The sequence below is a fragment of the Vibrio sp. 10N.222.47.A9 genome (assembly GCF_963872585.1).
Classification (GTDB): Bacteria; Pseudomonadota; Gammaproteobacteria; order Enterobacterales; family Vibrionaceae; genus Vibrio; species Vibrio splendidus.
Genome location: NZ_CAWNBB010000029.1, coordinates 44717 through 57994, shown reverse-complemented (window position 1 = coordinate 57994; position 13278 = coordinate 44717). Strand labels below are relative to the sequence as shown.

At 45.6% G+C, this 13278-nt stretch carries 9 protein-coding genes; 5 read left to right on the top strand and 4 right to left on the bottom strand.

Features of this window, described 5'->3' with window-relative positions:
- Positions 1 to 82: 82 nt before the first annotated feature.
- On the top strand, positions 83 to 1081 hold the full coding sequence (locus AACT19_RS07595; RefSeq protein ID WP_065205070.1) for a substrate-binding domain-containing protein: 999 nt from the start codon (positions 83 to 85) through the stop codon (positions 1079 to 1081).
- A gap of 219 nt (positions 1082 to 1300) precedes the next feature.
- On the opposite strand, the gene galM is transcribed toward AACT19_RS07595, so the two are convergent.
- The 4 genes from galM to galE form a co-directional block, all read right to left on the bottom strand.
- Positions 1301 to 2380, bottom strand: a complete 1080-nt coding sequence (gene galM, locus AACT19_RS07590) for a galactose-1-epimerase (RefSeq protein ID WP_076645929.1) — start codon at positions 2378 to 2380, stop codon at positions 1301 to 1303.
- 111 nt (positions 2381 to 2491) lie between these two features.
- Complete coding sequence (galK, locus tag AACT19_RS07585) at positions 2492 to 3652, bottom strand: galactokinase (protein ID WP_076645928.1); 1161 nt, start codon at positions 3650 to 3652, stop codon at positions 2492 to 2494.
- Positions 3653 to 3879: 227 nt separating this feature from the next.
- Complete coding sequence (locus AACT19_RS07580) at positions 3880 to 4932, bottom strand: UDP-glucose--hexose-1-phosphate uridylyltransferase (RefSeq protein WP_076645927.1); 1053 nt, start codon at positions 4930 to 4932, stop codon at positions 3880 to 3882.
- Positions 4933 to 5272: 340 nt separating this feature from the next.
- A complete protein-coding gene (galE, locus tag AACT19_RS07575) occupies positions 5273 to 6292 on the bottom strand; it encodes a UDP-glucose 4-epimerase GalE (RefSeq protein ID WP_076645926.1) in 1020 nt (339 codons plus the stop codon).
- 393 nt (positions 6293 to 6685) lie between these two features.
- On the opposite strand from galE, the gene ebgR reads away from it, so the two are divergent.
- The 4 genes from ebgR (at position 6686) to AACT19_RS07555 (ending at position 13209) form a co-directional block, all read left to right on the top strand.
- Positions 6686 to 7669: a transcriptional regulator EbgR gene (ebgR, locus tag AACT19_RS07570; protein WP_076645925.1), complete on the top strand. Its 984-nt coding sequence runs from the start codon at positions 6686 to 6688 to the stop codon at positions 7667 to 7669.
- Positions 7670 to 7993: 324 nt separating this feature from the next.
- Complete coding sequence (ebgA, locus tag AACT19_RS07565) at positions 7994 to 11110, top strand: beta-galactosidase subunit alpha (protein WP_076645924.1); 3117 nt, start codon at positions 7994 to 7996, stop codon at positions 11108 to 11110.
- A 3-nt stretch (positions 11111 to 11113) separates the two neighbouring features.
- Positions 11114 to 11566: a beta-galactosidase subunit beta gene (locus tag AACT19_RS07560; protein WP_076645923.1), complete on the top strand. Its 453-nt coding sequence runs from the start codon at positions 11114 to 11116 to the stop codon at positions 11564 to 11566.
- Between the two features lie 218 nt (positions 11567 to 11784).
- Positions 11785 to 13209 carry an amino acid permease gene (locus AACT19_RS07555; RefSeq protein ID WP_004734429.1) on the top strand — a complete coding sequence of 475 codons (1425 nt, stop codon included), beginning with the start codon at positions 11785 to 11787 and terminating at the stop codon, positions 13207 to 13209.
- Positions 13210 to 13278: the final 69 nt, after the last annotated feature.

Here is a 13278-nt window from a genome sequence, read left to right as displayed (position 1 = left end):
TTACTGGAAGTAAAATGAGAGTTTCGTTGCCTTGCACTCATTGTCGGTGTTAAATAGATGCAGCAATGTATAGAGGTTAAAAATGGCAACAATTAAAGATGTCGCAAGGGAAGCTGGTGTTTCTGTTGCAACCGTATCTCGAGTCGTAAATAAGTCTCCGAAGGCAAGTGCGAACTCAATTGAATCCGTCACCAAAGCGATGTCTAAACTAGGCTATCGCCCGAATGCCAATGCTCGCGCGCTGGTAAGCCAGAGCACCAATACCGTCGGTGTGTTGGTTGGTGATATCTCCGATCCTTTTTTTGGCACGCTGGTTAAGGCTGTCGATAATGTCGCTCGTGAGAACGGAAAGCATATCCTCGTCGGTAATGGCTCACACGATCGTGAAGAAGAAAGACAAGCGATTGAGTTACTGATCAATAGCCGTTGCGACGCCTTAGTGATCCACTCAAAAGGCCTGACAGACGAAGAACTGATTGCCTACTCAAAAGAAGTCAAAGGCTTAGTGCTGATCAATCGCTATATTGCTGAGATTGCTAACCGTTGTATTTTCTTGGACAACAAGAAAGGTGCGTATCTTGCGACTGAATATCTGATCCGTCATGGTCATAAAAATATTGCCTGTATCGCTTCATCGCACAGTATTGAAGATGCCGATGAGCGCGTACAAGGTTACTTGTCAGCACTCTCGGATTACAAAATAGCGTTATCTGACAGCTATATTGAATACTCAGCTCCCACCAGTGAAGGGGGTGAATACGCCATGACCAACCTTTTGACTAAATCACTGCCAATCACAGGCATTGTTGCGTACAACGATTACATGGCGGCAGGTGCTTTGTCTGTCCTAGATGAAAACGGTATTCAAGCGCCGGACAAAATGTCGATCATCGGTTTCGATGATGGCTTGATTGCACGCTATGTTCATCCAAAGCTAACCACCATTCGCTACCCGATTCAGATGATGGCAGAGAAAGCGACACGACTCGCGTTGCACTTAGCCAAAGGTGAAAACACCTCAACGGAGCCAATGATGTTCTCTCCGACTTTGGTGCGCCGTAATTCGGTAGAGAAAATCTAAGTTCTGGTCAACTCACCAAACAACAAACAAAAAAAAGCCCTAACAGAATCGCTTCTGTTAGGGCTTTCCTACCTTACTCGGATACCCAACAATCGCACTTAATAAACCGCACTCTTGTTGAGCGCCACTTTTGCTCATCCCCCAAGAACAACGCGATAACTCACATCGTTCTATTCACAAACAAAAGCAATTGGCATAACCGTTTTGAGCTAGAGCGTACTAGTTTGAAGAATCCCCCGAAAATTCAAACTGGTAACAGGTACGGTAGTTATATTCTTGTTCAGGCTTGAGAATACAACTGTCCTGCTTCCACTCTGGGTGGTTAGGAGAGTCAGGTAAGAACTGGGTTTCTAACGCCAAACCAGCGTAGTCCTCATAGCTGCCACCACTTCGGTTTGGTGTACCACCAAGCCAGTTTCCGGTGTATAGCTGCATTGCAGGTTTGGTTGAAAATACTTTTAGTGTGACGAGCGCGTCCGGTGACGTTACGGTCGCAGCGCATTGAGTGCGCTTACAGCCATCAGCCAATAGGAAAGAGTGGTCGTAACCCTTTGCTGCTTTCTGCTGTTCATCACCCAACAAACGCTCTGAGATCATCATAGGCTGATTGAAGTCGAAGCTGGTCGATTTCACCGATTTAAGATTGCCTAATGGAATACCTACCGAGTTGGTCGGTAAGAACTGATTGGCGTTGATGCTGACAATGTGTGACAAACAATCGTGCCCGGCTTCTGCACCAAGTAGGTTGAAGTACGCATGATTCGTTAGGTTGACCACGGTTGGCTTGTCTGTGGTCGCAGAGTAATGAATAGAAACTCGATTGTCTTCGGTAATGTCATAACGCACCGACACATTCAAATTCCCCGGAAATCCTTGGTCGCCATCAGCAGACTCTAGAGTGAACACCACTGACGTTTCGCTTTGCTCGGCAATATTCCAACGACGTTTATCAAAACCGTTCGGACCACCATGTAAGGTATTGCCCGCTTGGTTGGTTTCCAGCTTGTGGTTCTGACCATCAATTTTAAAACGACCATTGGCAATGCGGTTAGCATAACGGCCAACGGTTGTGCCCATATAGCTGGCTTGTTTATCGAAGTTCTCCATTGAGTTAACACCCAACAAAACCTCTCTTTTATTTCCCTTTACTGGCAGGATACAGCTCAACCATGTTGCACCAATGTCCATGAATGTCACTTGCATGCCATGCGTATTTGATAGCGTCACTAACTGAGCGGGTTGGCCATCATAGGCTGGAGTTTGTGTCATGGATTGATGCAGGTTTTGCTCTTGTGTCATTCTAAATTCCTTCTAGTGCCAGTAAAAAGCCTCTACCTGAAATGAAGGCTTTAGCATTTGGCCTACCATGATCTTTTTAGTTGGTAAGCTCTATATTAAGTCTCGAAGCGTTTAGATTACTTCAACTAAGCCTGCTCCGTCTTTCGCTTGGCACACATAAATAGATTCTTTTAGGCCCGTCGCCGCTTGATATTTCTGCTCAACGGTTGTTTTTATTTCATCAACCAATGCAGGTGGAACCAATGCCACAATACAACCACCGAAACCACCGCCAGTCATACGCACGCCACCTTGGTCACCAATCACGTGTTTTACCAGTTCAACTAAGGTGTCGACTTCTTTGACTGTAATTTCAAAATCATCACGCATTGACGCATGTGATTCAGCCATCAATTCGCCCATGCGTTTCATATCATGAGTACGCAGAGCTTGAGCCGCTTCAACGGTACGGTCATTTTCAGTGATCACGTGACGGGCACGTTTCGCGACCATTTCATCCAACTCAGACTCTTTCGCTTTGAACTGTTCAATAGTCACATCACGAAGTGCAGGAACACCAAAGATGCGCGCCGCTTCTTCACACTGTTCACGACGCGTGTTGTATTCGCTGTCGACTAAGCCGCGTTTCTTGTTTGAGTTGATGATAACCACAGCCATATCTTCAGGCATTGAAACCGCTTGAGTTTCTAGGCTACGACAATCCAAAAGCATCGCATGATTTGCACGACCTTCAGCTGAGATCATTTGGTCCATGATGCCGCAGTTACAGCCTACAAATTCGTTTTCGGCTTGCTGACCATTTAGTGCAACTTCGGCTTGGCTGATCTCTAGGTTGTAAAGCACCTTGAATGTCTGGCCGATGACTACTTCCAGTGCCGCAGAAGAACTTAAACCTGCACCTTGAGGTACATTGCCCGTTACAGAGATGTCTGCACCTGTAAATTCAAAACCACGACCTTTTAAGCACTTCACCACACCACGAATGTAGTTAGCCCACATCTTATCTTGTTGGAATGTGATCTCTTGAGTTAAGTCGAACTCATCCAATGCATTACCGTAGTCTACTGATACTACGCGCACGATGTTGTCGTCACGCTTAGCCGCTGCCACTACCGTTTGGTAGTTAATGGCACACGGTAGAACAAAACCATCGTTGTAGTCGGTATGCTCGCCAATCAGGTTCACACGACCTGGCGCTTGAATAATATGAGTCGCTTGGTAACCAAGGACTTGCTCAAAAGATGCTTTCACGTTTTGGATTAGGTCAGACATAAGTAAACTCTCTGGTTAAACTCTTTGTTCAATTGGTTATGGCCCCTTTACGGCACCACTTTAATTCTTTTAGATCCCCTACCTCGTTCGTCTCTCACGGTAGGGAATGACAACATCAGCTTCTCACCTGCCGTCATTCCAGAATCGAGGGACGAGATATCAGGAATCTCGCTTTTTTATTTAGTAACCGAGTTATCGATTAGTTTTACTATCAACGGAACAGGCGATTACTGTTCTTTGTAGTGAACGTCACTCAAATCACGAAGACGTTGTGCCGCTTGTTCTGCGGTTAAATCACGCTGAGACTCAGCCAACATTTCGTAGCCGACCATGAATTTACGAACCGAAGCACTGCGCAACAGTGGCGGGTAGAACAACGCATGTAGCTGCCAATGGTCGATGTCAGTACCTTCTTCGAAGAACGGCGCATAGTGCCAGCCCATTGAGTAAGGGAATGAGCATTGGAATAAGTTGTCGTAACGGCTCGTCAGCTTCTTGATCGCAAGCGCTAAATCATCACGCTGCTCGTCAGTCAGTTCACTCATACGGCGGATGTGTGTTTTTGGCAGCAACATGGTTTCAAATGGCCACGCTGCCCAGTAAGGCACCACTGCAATCCAATGTTCAGTTTCAACCACAGTGCGAGAGCCGTCTTTCATTTCAGCTTCAACGTAATCCACTAAAAGATTAGAACCTTGCTGTTCAAAGTACTCTTTTAACAGTTTTTCTTTGCGTTCAATCTCGTTGGGTAAAAAGCTGTTTGCCCAGATTTGACCGTGTGGGTGTGGCTGAGAGCAGCCCATGGTCTCACCTTTGTTTTCAAACGCTTGAACCCACAGGTAGTCTCTACCTAGCTCTTCAATCTGTTCATTCCAGGTATCGATAACACCACGGATCTTGTTTACCGGAAGCTCCGGCAGCGTTTTGCTGTGGTCCGGAGAAAAACAGATCACGCGGCTCAACCCACGTACACCTTGAGTCTTGAATAGAGGGTTATCAGACTCTGGAGCATCAGGTGAGTCAGGCATCAACGCCGCGAAATCATTACTGAATACATAAGTGCCGTCGTAATCTGGGTTTTCATCGCCCGAAATACGCGTATTGGTTGGGCACAAGAAACACTCTTTCTCATACGCAGGAAGCTGCGCAGTCGATGGTTTTTCATCTTGGCCACTCCAAGGACGTTTTGCTCGGTGCGGTGATACTAAGATCCACTGACCCGTTAATGGGTTATAACGACGGTGCGGATGGTCTACTGGGTTAAATTCAACTTTTGACATGTTTAGATTGCTCTCAAATTTTGTGTCTTGGTCAATTCACCAAGATGAATAATTCTTCTACAAGGAGATTCCCTATCACGCTCGTTCCTCGCTGTAGGGAATGACGTGTGATCTCGTTGTGCTATTTGTGCAAAGGCAACCGCTTCATAGCCTTATGCTCATCCGTCATTCCAGAATCGAGGGACGAGATATCTGGAATCTCGCTTTTCTCATATCTTGTCTTTGCCTTCCCCAAAGAAATTGGAGTTACAGCTAGGCAGCAAGATTTCCAATATCCATGAGCATAGATCTTCTATGTGATTGGAATTGGTAAGCACAGTTAACAACGCTGCGGCTTCAATTACGAAGGGGAATAGCCGTTCGGGTTATTCGACTGCCAGTTCCACGTATCCGCCGTCATCTCCATCACGCTACGCGTCGCCTTCCAGCCAAGCTCGCGCTCTGCTTTTTCAGTGCTTGCCCAACATTCAGCAATATCACCAGCGCGGCGTGGGCAAAGCTCATAAGGAACCGGCTTACCCGATGCTTGAGCAAAGGCTTCAATCATCTCAAGCACACTGGAACCTTTGCCCGTGCCTAGGTTGTAAATGTGTAAACCCGCCTTCTCGCCAACCGCTTTCAATGCGGCTACGTGTCCGTCCGCTAAATCCATAACATGAATATAGTCGCGAACGCCTGTGCCATCGACTGTTGGGTAATCGTTTCCAAAAACAGCCAATTTGTCGCGACGACCTACCGCTACTTGAGCAATAAACGGCATCAGATTGTTTGGGATACCTTGTGGGTCTTCACCCATAGTGCCCGATGGATGGGCGCCAACTGGGTTGAAGTAACGCAGTAATGTCACACTCCAATCGTTCTCAGCGTTGAACAAATCACTCAAACATTCTTCGACCATGTACTTACTGCGACCATAAGGATTAGTTGTTGCACCCGTTGGAGAGCTTTCAGTAATTGGCACCACTTCTGGATCACCGTAAACGGTAGCCGAAGAGCTAAATACAATGCTCTTCACACCCGCTTTCTTCATGCTGCGAGCTAACACCAATGATCCATTGACGTTGTTATCGTAGTACTCCAAAGGCTTGGACACCGACTCCCCAACCGCTTTCAGGCCAGCAAAGTGAATCACAGCTTGGATATCGTTTTCTGAAAAAACGCTATCTAGAAAAGATTGATCACGAATGTCGCCAAGATAAAAAGTTGGTCGCTTACCGGTCAATGATTCGATTCGCTCCAGTACTAGCTCTTTACTGTTGCAAAGGTTATCAACAATGATTGGCTCCATACCCGCCTGTATCATTTGAATACATGTATGACTTCCGATATAACCCATGCCGCCCGTAACCAGTACTTTCACAGTCAACCTCTCTTTGTCGTCATTCTTGGACTAACTCGAACTGACATTCAGCTCAGTAGCACCGTATGCCAGAAATAGTAGCAGCCATTTTGACTATAATTCTGTGATCAAAACCACGAAGTGTAAACGTTTACACTAACTCATATCATTGTTACTGAACGTGACATAGGGAGAACCTATAAACAAACACATCTAATTCATTGAATTTTAATAAGATAATTATAGATAGTTAGATTTGAGACATCATAGAGGAGTTGAGCATTTATTTTACTAAAAGTTAATGCAATGACTTCCAGTTTGATTACAATAGGTCTGTAGAATAAAGAGGTGCATTGCTTTTTTACTAAATACCAATTTCAAAGCAGCGCAATGTTCCAATAACAGGAAGTGAGTATGGCAACGTTAAAAGATATCGCGACTGAAGCACATGTTTCATTGGCTACAGTTTCAAGGGTTCTCAATGAAGATCCAACATTAAGCGTCAAGGAAGAGACCAAAAGGCGTATCTTTGAAATTGCAGAGAAGTTGGAATACAAAACCAGCAGCTCACGAAAAGCCGTTAGCAGTAAAAAACAAAATCACCACTTCCTTGCGCTGTATAACTACAAGCAAGAAGCTGAAGTGAATGACCCTTACTATCTATCGATTCGCCACGGGATTGAAACCCAATGTGACAAGATGGAAGTTAAACTAACCAACTGTTATGAAAGTAAAATACACGTAAATTCAGCACCTATTACTGGTGTATTGTTGGCGGGAAGAATGACACCGGAGGTTATCGAACAAGCCAAAAAGCTAAGCGATAATATCTGTTATGTCGATTTCACTGATCACTCTGAACCTTATGACTCTGTCGATATCGACCTGGCTTTGATCAGCAAAGAGATCACCAACTTCTTTATCAGCCAAGGCTATCAACGCATTGGTTTTATTGGCGGACAAGATAACGTCAACACTCCTGATATTCGCGAAGTCGCCTTTGCTGAATACGGTAGCCTTAAGAACGTTGTCAGCGAGCAAGACATCTATCGTGGAGACTTCTCTAGCTCTTCAGGTTATAAGCTTGCAAAACAGATGCTAGCGACTGGCGACTACCCTAAAGCCATGTTTATTGCGTCAGATTCCATCGCAATTGGTGTTTTACGAGCTGTTCATGAGCACGGATTAAACATTCCTGAAGATATTGCGCTGATCAGTGTAAATGACATCCCAACAGCTAAATTTACCTTCCCATCTTTATCGACTGTTCGTATTCACTCTGAACTAATGGGAATTCAAGGCGTTAACCTGTTGATTGAGAAAGTACGCGACGGCCGTACTATCCCACTACGTGTCTATGTACCAAGCAAATTAAAGCTGCGTGATACGACAAAATAGTTAAATATATCAAATAGATAAACTAAGGCTACCTTTACTTAAGGTAGCCTTTTTTGTGCCCATCACATACGCCTATATACACATACCTGCCTCTTTAGCCTGCTTCATAAAACAGCCAATAGTATTCTTTTAAGTGGATCACACAGCACTGTAAAAAGACCATAAAAAACGTGATGGAGTTAAAGTAAAACGTTTTCACTAATTTCATTTAGTAAAAGTTTTACTAATAATTACCTCAGTCCAAAAATACTCGTATTCACTACGACCCAATTACGCATAAGAACGTCGGTCAGCAAATTGCATTTAGGCCGAGAGAGAGGCAACGTGAACAACTGGGAAAACTTCCTGAACTTACATGAGAACCGTATGGCACCGCGTGCATATTTCTTCTCATACGCATCAGAAAAGAATGCAAAAACGTTTCAGCGTGAACTTAGCAGCCACTTCCAACTATTGAGTGGCCAATGGAATTTCAGCTATTTCACCAATCCACTATTGGTTCCTGAAGAGTTCTACTCTCAAGAAATGAAAGACTGGGGCCATATTACAGTTCCAAACATGTGGCAAATGGAAGGCCACGGCGATCTTCAATACACAGATGAAGGTTTCCCATTCCCAATTGATGTGCCTTTCGTACCATCAGACAACCCAACCGGTGCATACCAACGCTCTTTCTTCCTTGGCGAAAGCTGGGACGATAAGCAAACCATCATCAAATTTGATGGCGTAGAGACTTACTTCGAAGTTTACGTAAACGGCGAGTACGTGGGTTTCAGCAAAGGCAGCCGCCTCACCGCTGAGTTCGATATCTCTAGCCACGTAAAAGCAGGCAACAACCTACTTTCTATTCGCGTGATGCAATGGGCCGACTCAACCTACATTGAAGACCAAGACATGTGGTGGACGGGCGGTATCTTCCGTGACGTTTACCTAGTGGGCAAAGAACAGCTGCACGTTCAAGACGTTACCGTTCGCACTGACTTCGACGACGCTTACCAAAGCGCTACTCTGTCGTGCAAAGTGGAACTAGAAAACCTAGCAGCAGCGGTAAACGCAACCCTTGAGTACGCATTGCTTGATGGCAGCCAAGTTATCTCGCAAGGCTCTGTAGATAGCTTAGCCGTCCCTAATCATAAGACTGGTGGCAATGTAGATACTCAATTCTCTATTGATGTGGTTAACCCTGTTCAATGGAACGCTGAAAACCCTTACCTATACCAACTGTTGCTTACGCTGAAAGACGCTGACGGCAAGGTGTTGGAAGTGATTCCACAACGCGTTGGTTTCCGTGATATTAAAGTTCGCGATGGTCTGTTCTACATCAACAACAAGTACGTGATGCTGCACGGTGTGAACCGTCACGACAACGACCACCTGAAAGGTCGTGCTGTTGGCATGGATCGCGTCGAGAAAGACTTAGTACTGATGAAGCAACACAACATCAACTCAGTACGTACAGCGCACTACCCGAACGACCCACGCTTCTACGAACTGTGTGATATCTACGGCCTATTCGTGATGGGCGAAACTGATGTCGAAACACACGGTTTTGCCAACGTTGGCGACCTAAGCCGCATCACTAACGATGCTGCATGGGAAGCGGTGTTTGTTGAACGTATCGAACGTCATATTCACGCTCAAAAGAACCACCCTTCTATCATCATGTGGTCACTGGGTAACGAGTCTGGCTACGGTTGCAACATCCGTTCTATGTACGATGCAGCAAAAGCGATTGATGACACCCGTCTAGTTCACTACGAAGAAGACCGTGATGCTGAAGTGGTCGACATCATTTCAACCATGTACTCACGTGCTCAACTAATGAATGCCTTCGGTGAATTCCCGCACGAAAAGCCACGCATCATCTGCGAATACGCACACGCAATGGGTAACGGCCCAGGCGGTTTAACCGAATACCAAAACGTGTTCTACAAGCATGATGCCATTCAAGGTCACTACGTTTGGGAATGGTGTGATCACGGTATTCTGGCGCGTGATGAAGCAGGCACAGAGTTCTACAAGTACGGCGGTGACTACGGTGACTACCCGAACAACTACAACTTCTGCATGGACGGCTTGATCTACCCAGACCAAACACCAGGCCCTGGCTTGAAAGAGTACAAACAAGTGATTGCCCCAGTGAAGCTTCGCGATTTCGATGCACAAACGGGCACCTTCACAGTAGACAACAAGCTTTGGTTCTCAAACATCGATGACTACACCATCACTGCGGAAATCCGCGCTGAAGGTGAAACGGTTGCAGTACAACACATCAAAGTAGAAGAGCTGGCTGAAAACTCTAGCCGTGAACTAACGCTTACCTTACCAAAGCTAGATGAGCGTGAAGTGTTTGTGAACTTTACGGTTCGTAAGGACTCTCGTACTTCATACAGCGAAGCAAACCACGATATCGCGGTTTATCAATTCCAAGCGAAAGAGAACACAGCACAGCTAGAAGCATTCACTAGCAACAATGCAACGACATTGAATGTTGAAGAATCTCGCCTTTCTTACCTAATCAAAGGCCACAACTTCGCTCTGAACTTCTCGAAAGTGAACGGCAAGCTGACGTCATGGTTAGTCAATGGCGAAGAACTGATTGAGTCGGAGCCTAAACTGAACTTCTTCAAGCCAATGATCGATAACCATAAACAAGAGCACGATGGTTACTGGGAGCCTGCGCATCTACAAATTATGCAAGAGCACTTCCGCACGCTAAACGTTGAAGAGAACAACGGCAAGATTGAGATCACCACCACCAGCATCGTTGCTCCACCGGTATTCGATTTCGGCATGCGTTGTGAATATCGCTACCAGATCAGTGCTGAAGGTCAGCTAAACGTTGAGCTAAGTGGCGAACGTTACGGTGATTACCCTCACGTGATTCCAGTGATTGGTTTCGACATGGGCATTAACGGTGATTTCGACCAAGTTCAATACTACGGCCGCGGACCTGAAGAGAACTACCAAGACAGCAAACAAGCCAACATGATTGATGTGTACCAATCAACCGTAGCTGACATGTTCGAGAACTACCCGTTCCCACAAAATAACGGTAACCGTCAGCATGTTCGTTGGGCAGCGCTTTCAAGCCGCGCGGGTAATGGTATTGCAGTAAAACCACAGCAAGAAATCAATTTCAGCGCATGGTTCTACACCAATCAAAATATGCACCAAGCACAACACACGATTGAGCTAGAGAAAAGCGGTTACATCACGCTAAATCTAGACCACCAAGTAATGGGCTTAGGTTCAAACTCTTGGGGCAGCGAAGTGTTGGATTCTTACCGTGTTTACATGGATGAATTCCGCTACGGCCTAACACTCGTTCCATTCCAAGCGGGTGACTGTAATGCGCAGCACCTAATCAATCACAACTTTGGTGATGAGTTCTTCACGGTGAATACGCCAAAAACTCAACCAAAACTGAACGAGGCATAAGCGATGATCGTTTTAGACAACCTAGAGCAGTTTAAAGTCGTTTACCGCGACGGTCGTAAATGGCAACGCTGTGTAGAAGCAATTGAAAACATCGGCAACATCAAAGATGGCGTGATGTATTCGATTGGTGACTCACTGGCTTACATCATTGAAGACGGTGTGGCTCGTAACACAGAAAACTTCACTGGTAACCGCCGTTACTTCGACGTGCATTACTACCTAGAAGGTCGTGAAACCGTCGAGTTCGCAGCCAAATCAGAGTTAGAGCAAACCCAAGCTTACAGCGATGAAACCGACCGTGAACACCTAATGGGTAACGGTGAGACTTGTGAGTTAGTTGAAGGCCAAGTAGCGATATTTGATAACAGTAAAGCTTACCGATTCCACGGTGATAACCGAGTTCGCAAAGTAGTACTGAAAGTGACTATCGAAGACGGTTACTTCCTTAATAAGTAAGTAACCGAAACTAAGTAAGTAACTGAACTAAATAAGTAACCGAAGCCAAGCTGCTGAAGCTAAACAGCCGAAAGCAGCAACAACAAGATCTATTCACAGTGTGTACTGAGGCTTGCCGTTCAAGGCTCAGTCACACTGCATAAAGCCTCTCTGCTCCTTCCCTACAAAGTAGCCTAGAGAAATAACGGCTATAATTATGTGATTCCTCGGAGGACACTATGTCTGAATCTGTACGCGGTAAGTTAGGTAAATTTGCCTTACTCTCCATGACATTTGCAGCGGTATTTAACGTTCGCAACATCGTAAATAACAACATCGAATTGGGATTGAGTTCAGCCCCTATCTTTTTGCTTGCCACTCTTATTTACTTCATTCCATTCGTGTTCATTATTGCTGAATTCGTATCTGCAAATAAAAATTCTGAGTCAGGCATGTATGACTGGCTTAAACAACCGCTGGGTTCAAAAGCGGCCTACTTAGGTTCATTCCTCTATTGGTTCGTGAACCTATTCTGGTTTGTATCATTGCTGCCCAACGTTATCGCATACGCGTCTTACGCGATGCTTGGCTACGAGTACGCCTTCTCTCCGATAGTGACTTCGGCAATCTCAATAGGTCTGTTTGCAGCAGCGACACACATCTCGACCAAAGGGGCGAGCTGGTTAGGCAAAATTGCAGAGATCGTTGCATACGGTGTATTTGCACTGTTCGCGGTTTACGTTATCGGTGCAATGATGGCACTCGGTGGTAACCATGAGCCGGTAGAGCCAATCACGCTTGAAGCCATGACACCAACCATCAACTGGGCAACGTTAGGCATTATGTGTTGGATCTTCCAAGCAGCCGGTGGTGCAGAAACCGCAGCCGCTTACCTAAACGATGTTAAAGGTGGTCATAAGTCTTTCATCAAGGTGATCATCAGCGCGGGTATCGCTATCGGTATCATGTACGCAGTCGGTTCTCTATTAGTGAACGTATTCGTTGCTCGTGACGAATTAACTTATGCTGGCGGCATGGTTGAAATCTTCACTGGTATGGCGAACTACTTCGACATTTCACAATCTCTAACGGGTCGCTTCGTCGGTATCATTCTGTTCGTCGCTATGTTCGGTTCGATGATGATGTGGACAGCAGCGCCAGTAAAAATTCACTTCTCTGAAATCCCTAAAGGTGTTTACGGTGAGAAAACGACTGAGCTTAACGAGCACGGCGTGCCTGTTCGCGCAGCATGGTGGCAATTCGCTTTCGTATTCCTAATGCTAGTGGTTAACGGCTTCGGTTCTGAGTCTGTACAAGACATGATGAACACAGCAATCAACCTAACAGCAGGTACCGCAATGTTACCGCCTATCTTCATTATGGTGGCGTACTTTGTATTCCGCTTGAAGCATGACGATACACCACGTGACTTCCGCATGGGTACTCGAGTTCAAGGTATGTCTGTGGTGTCAGTACTTATCGGTATCTTTGTTGTAAGCATGACGGCATCAGCATTCCCAACGGGTGTTGACTTAATGCAAGCGTTCTTCGTCAACGTATTTATGACGGCTGTATTCTCAGCTATTGCTTGGTGGTGGATCTCTCGCTTTGAAAAAAAGCAGGCAGGTAAAGATGCAAAGCTAGAAGCGGCTAAACAATCGTAATACTTAGCAGCATTAGAACCAATTTAAAAAGCGCCTGTCACGGCGCTTTTTTGTTTTAAATCAGATAAT

Coding starts and splice junctions, on each gene's coding strand:
- AACT19_RS07595 (WP_065205070.1), top strand. CDS start 83: ATGGCAACAATTAAAGATGTCGCAAGGGAAGCTGGTGTTTCTGTTGCA.
- galM (WP_076645929.1), bottom strand. CDS start 2,380: ATGACACAAGAGCAAAACCTGCATCAATCCATGACACAAACTCCAGCC.
- galK (WP_076645928.1), bottom strand. CDS start 3,652: ATGTCTGACCTAATCCAAAACGTGAAAGCATCTTTTGAGCAAGTCCTT.
- AACT19_RS07580 (WP_076645927.1), bottom strand. CDS start 4,932: ATGTCAAAAGTTGAATTTAACCCAGTAGACCATCCGCACCGTCGTTAT.
- ebgR (WP_076645925.1), top strand. CDS start 6,686: ATGGCAACGTTAAAAGATATCGCGACTGAAGCACATGTTTCATTGGCT.
- AACT19_RS07560 (WP_076645923.1), top strand. CDS start 11,114: ATGATCGTTTTAGACAACCTAGAGCAGTTTAAAGTCGTTTACCGCGAC.
- AACT19_RS07555 (WP_004734429.1), top strand. CDS start 11,785: ATGTCTGAATCTGTACGCGGTAAGTTAGGTAAATTTGCCTTACTCTCC.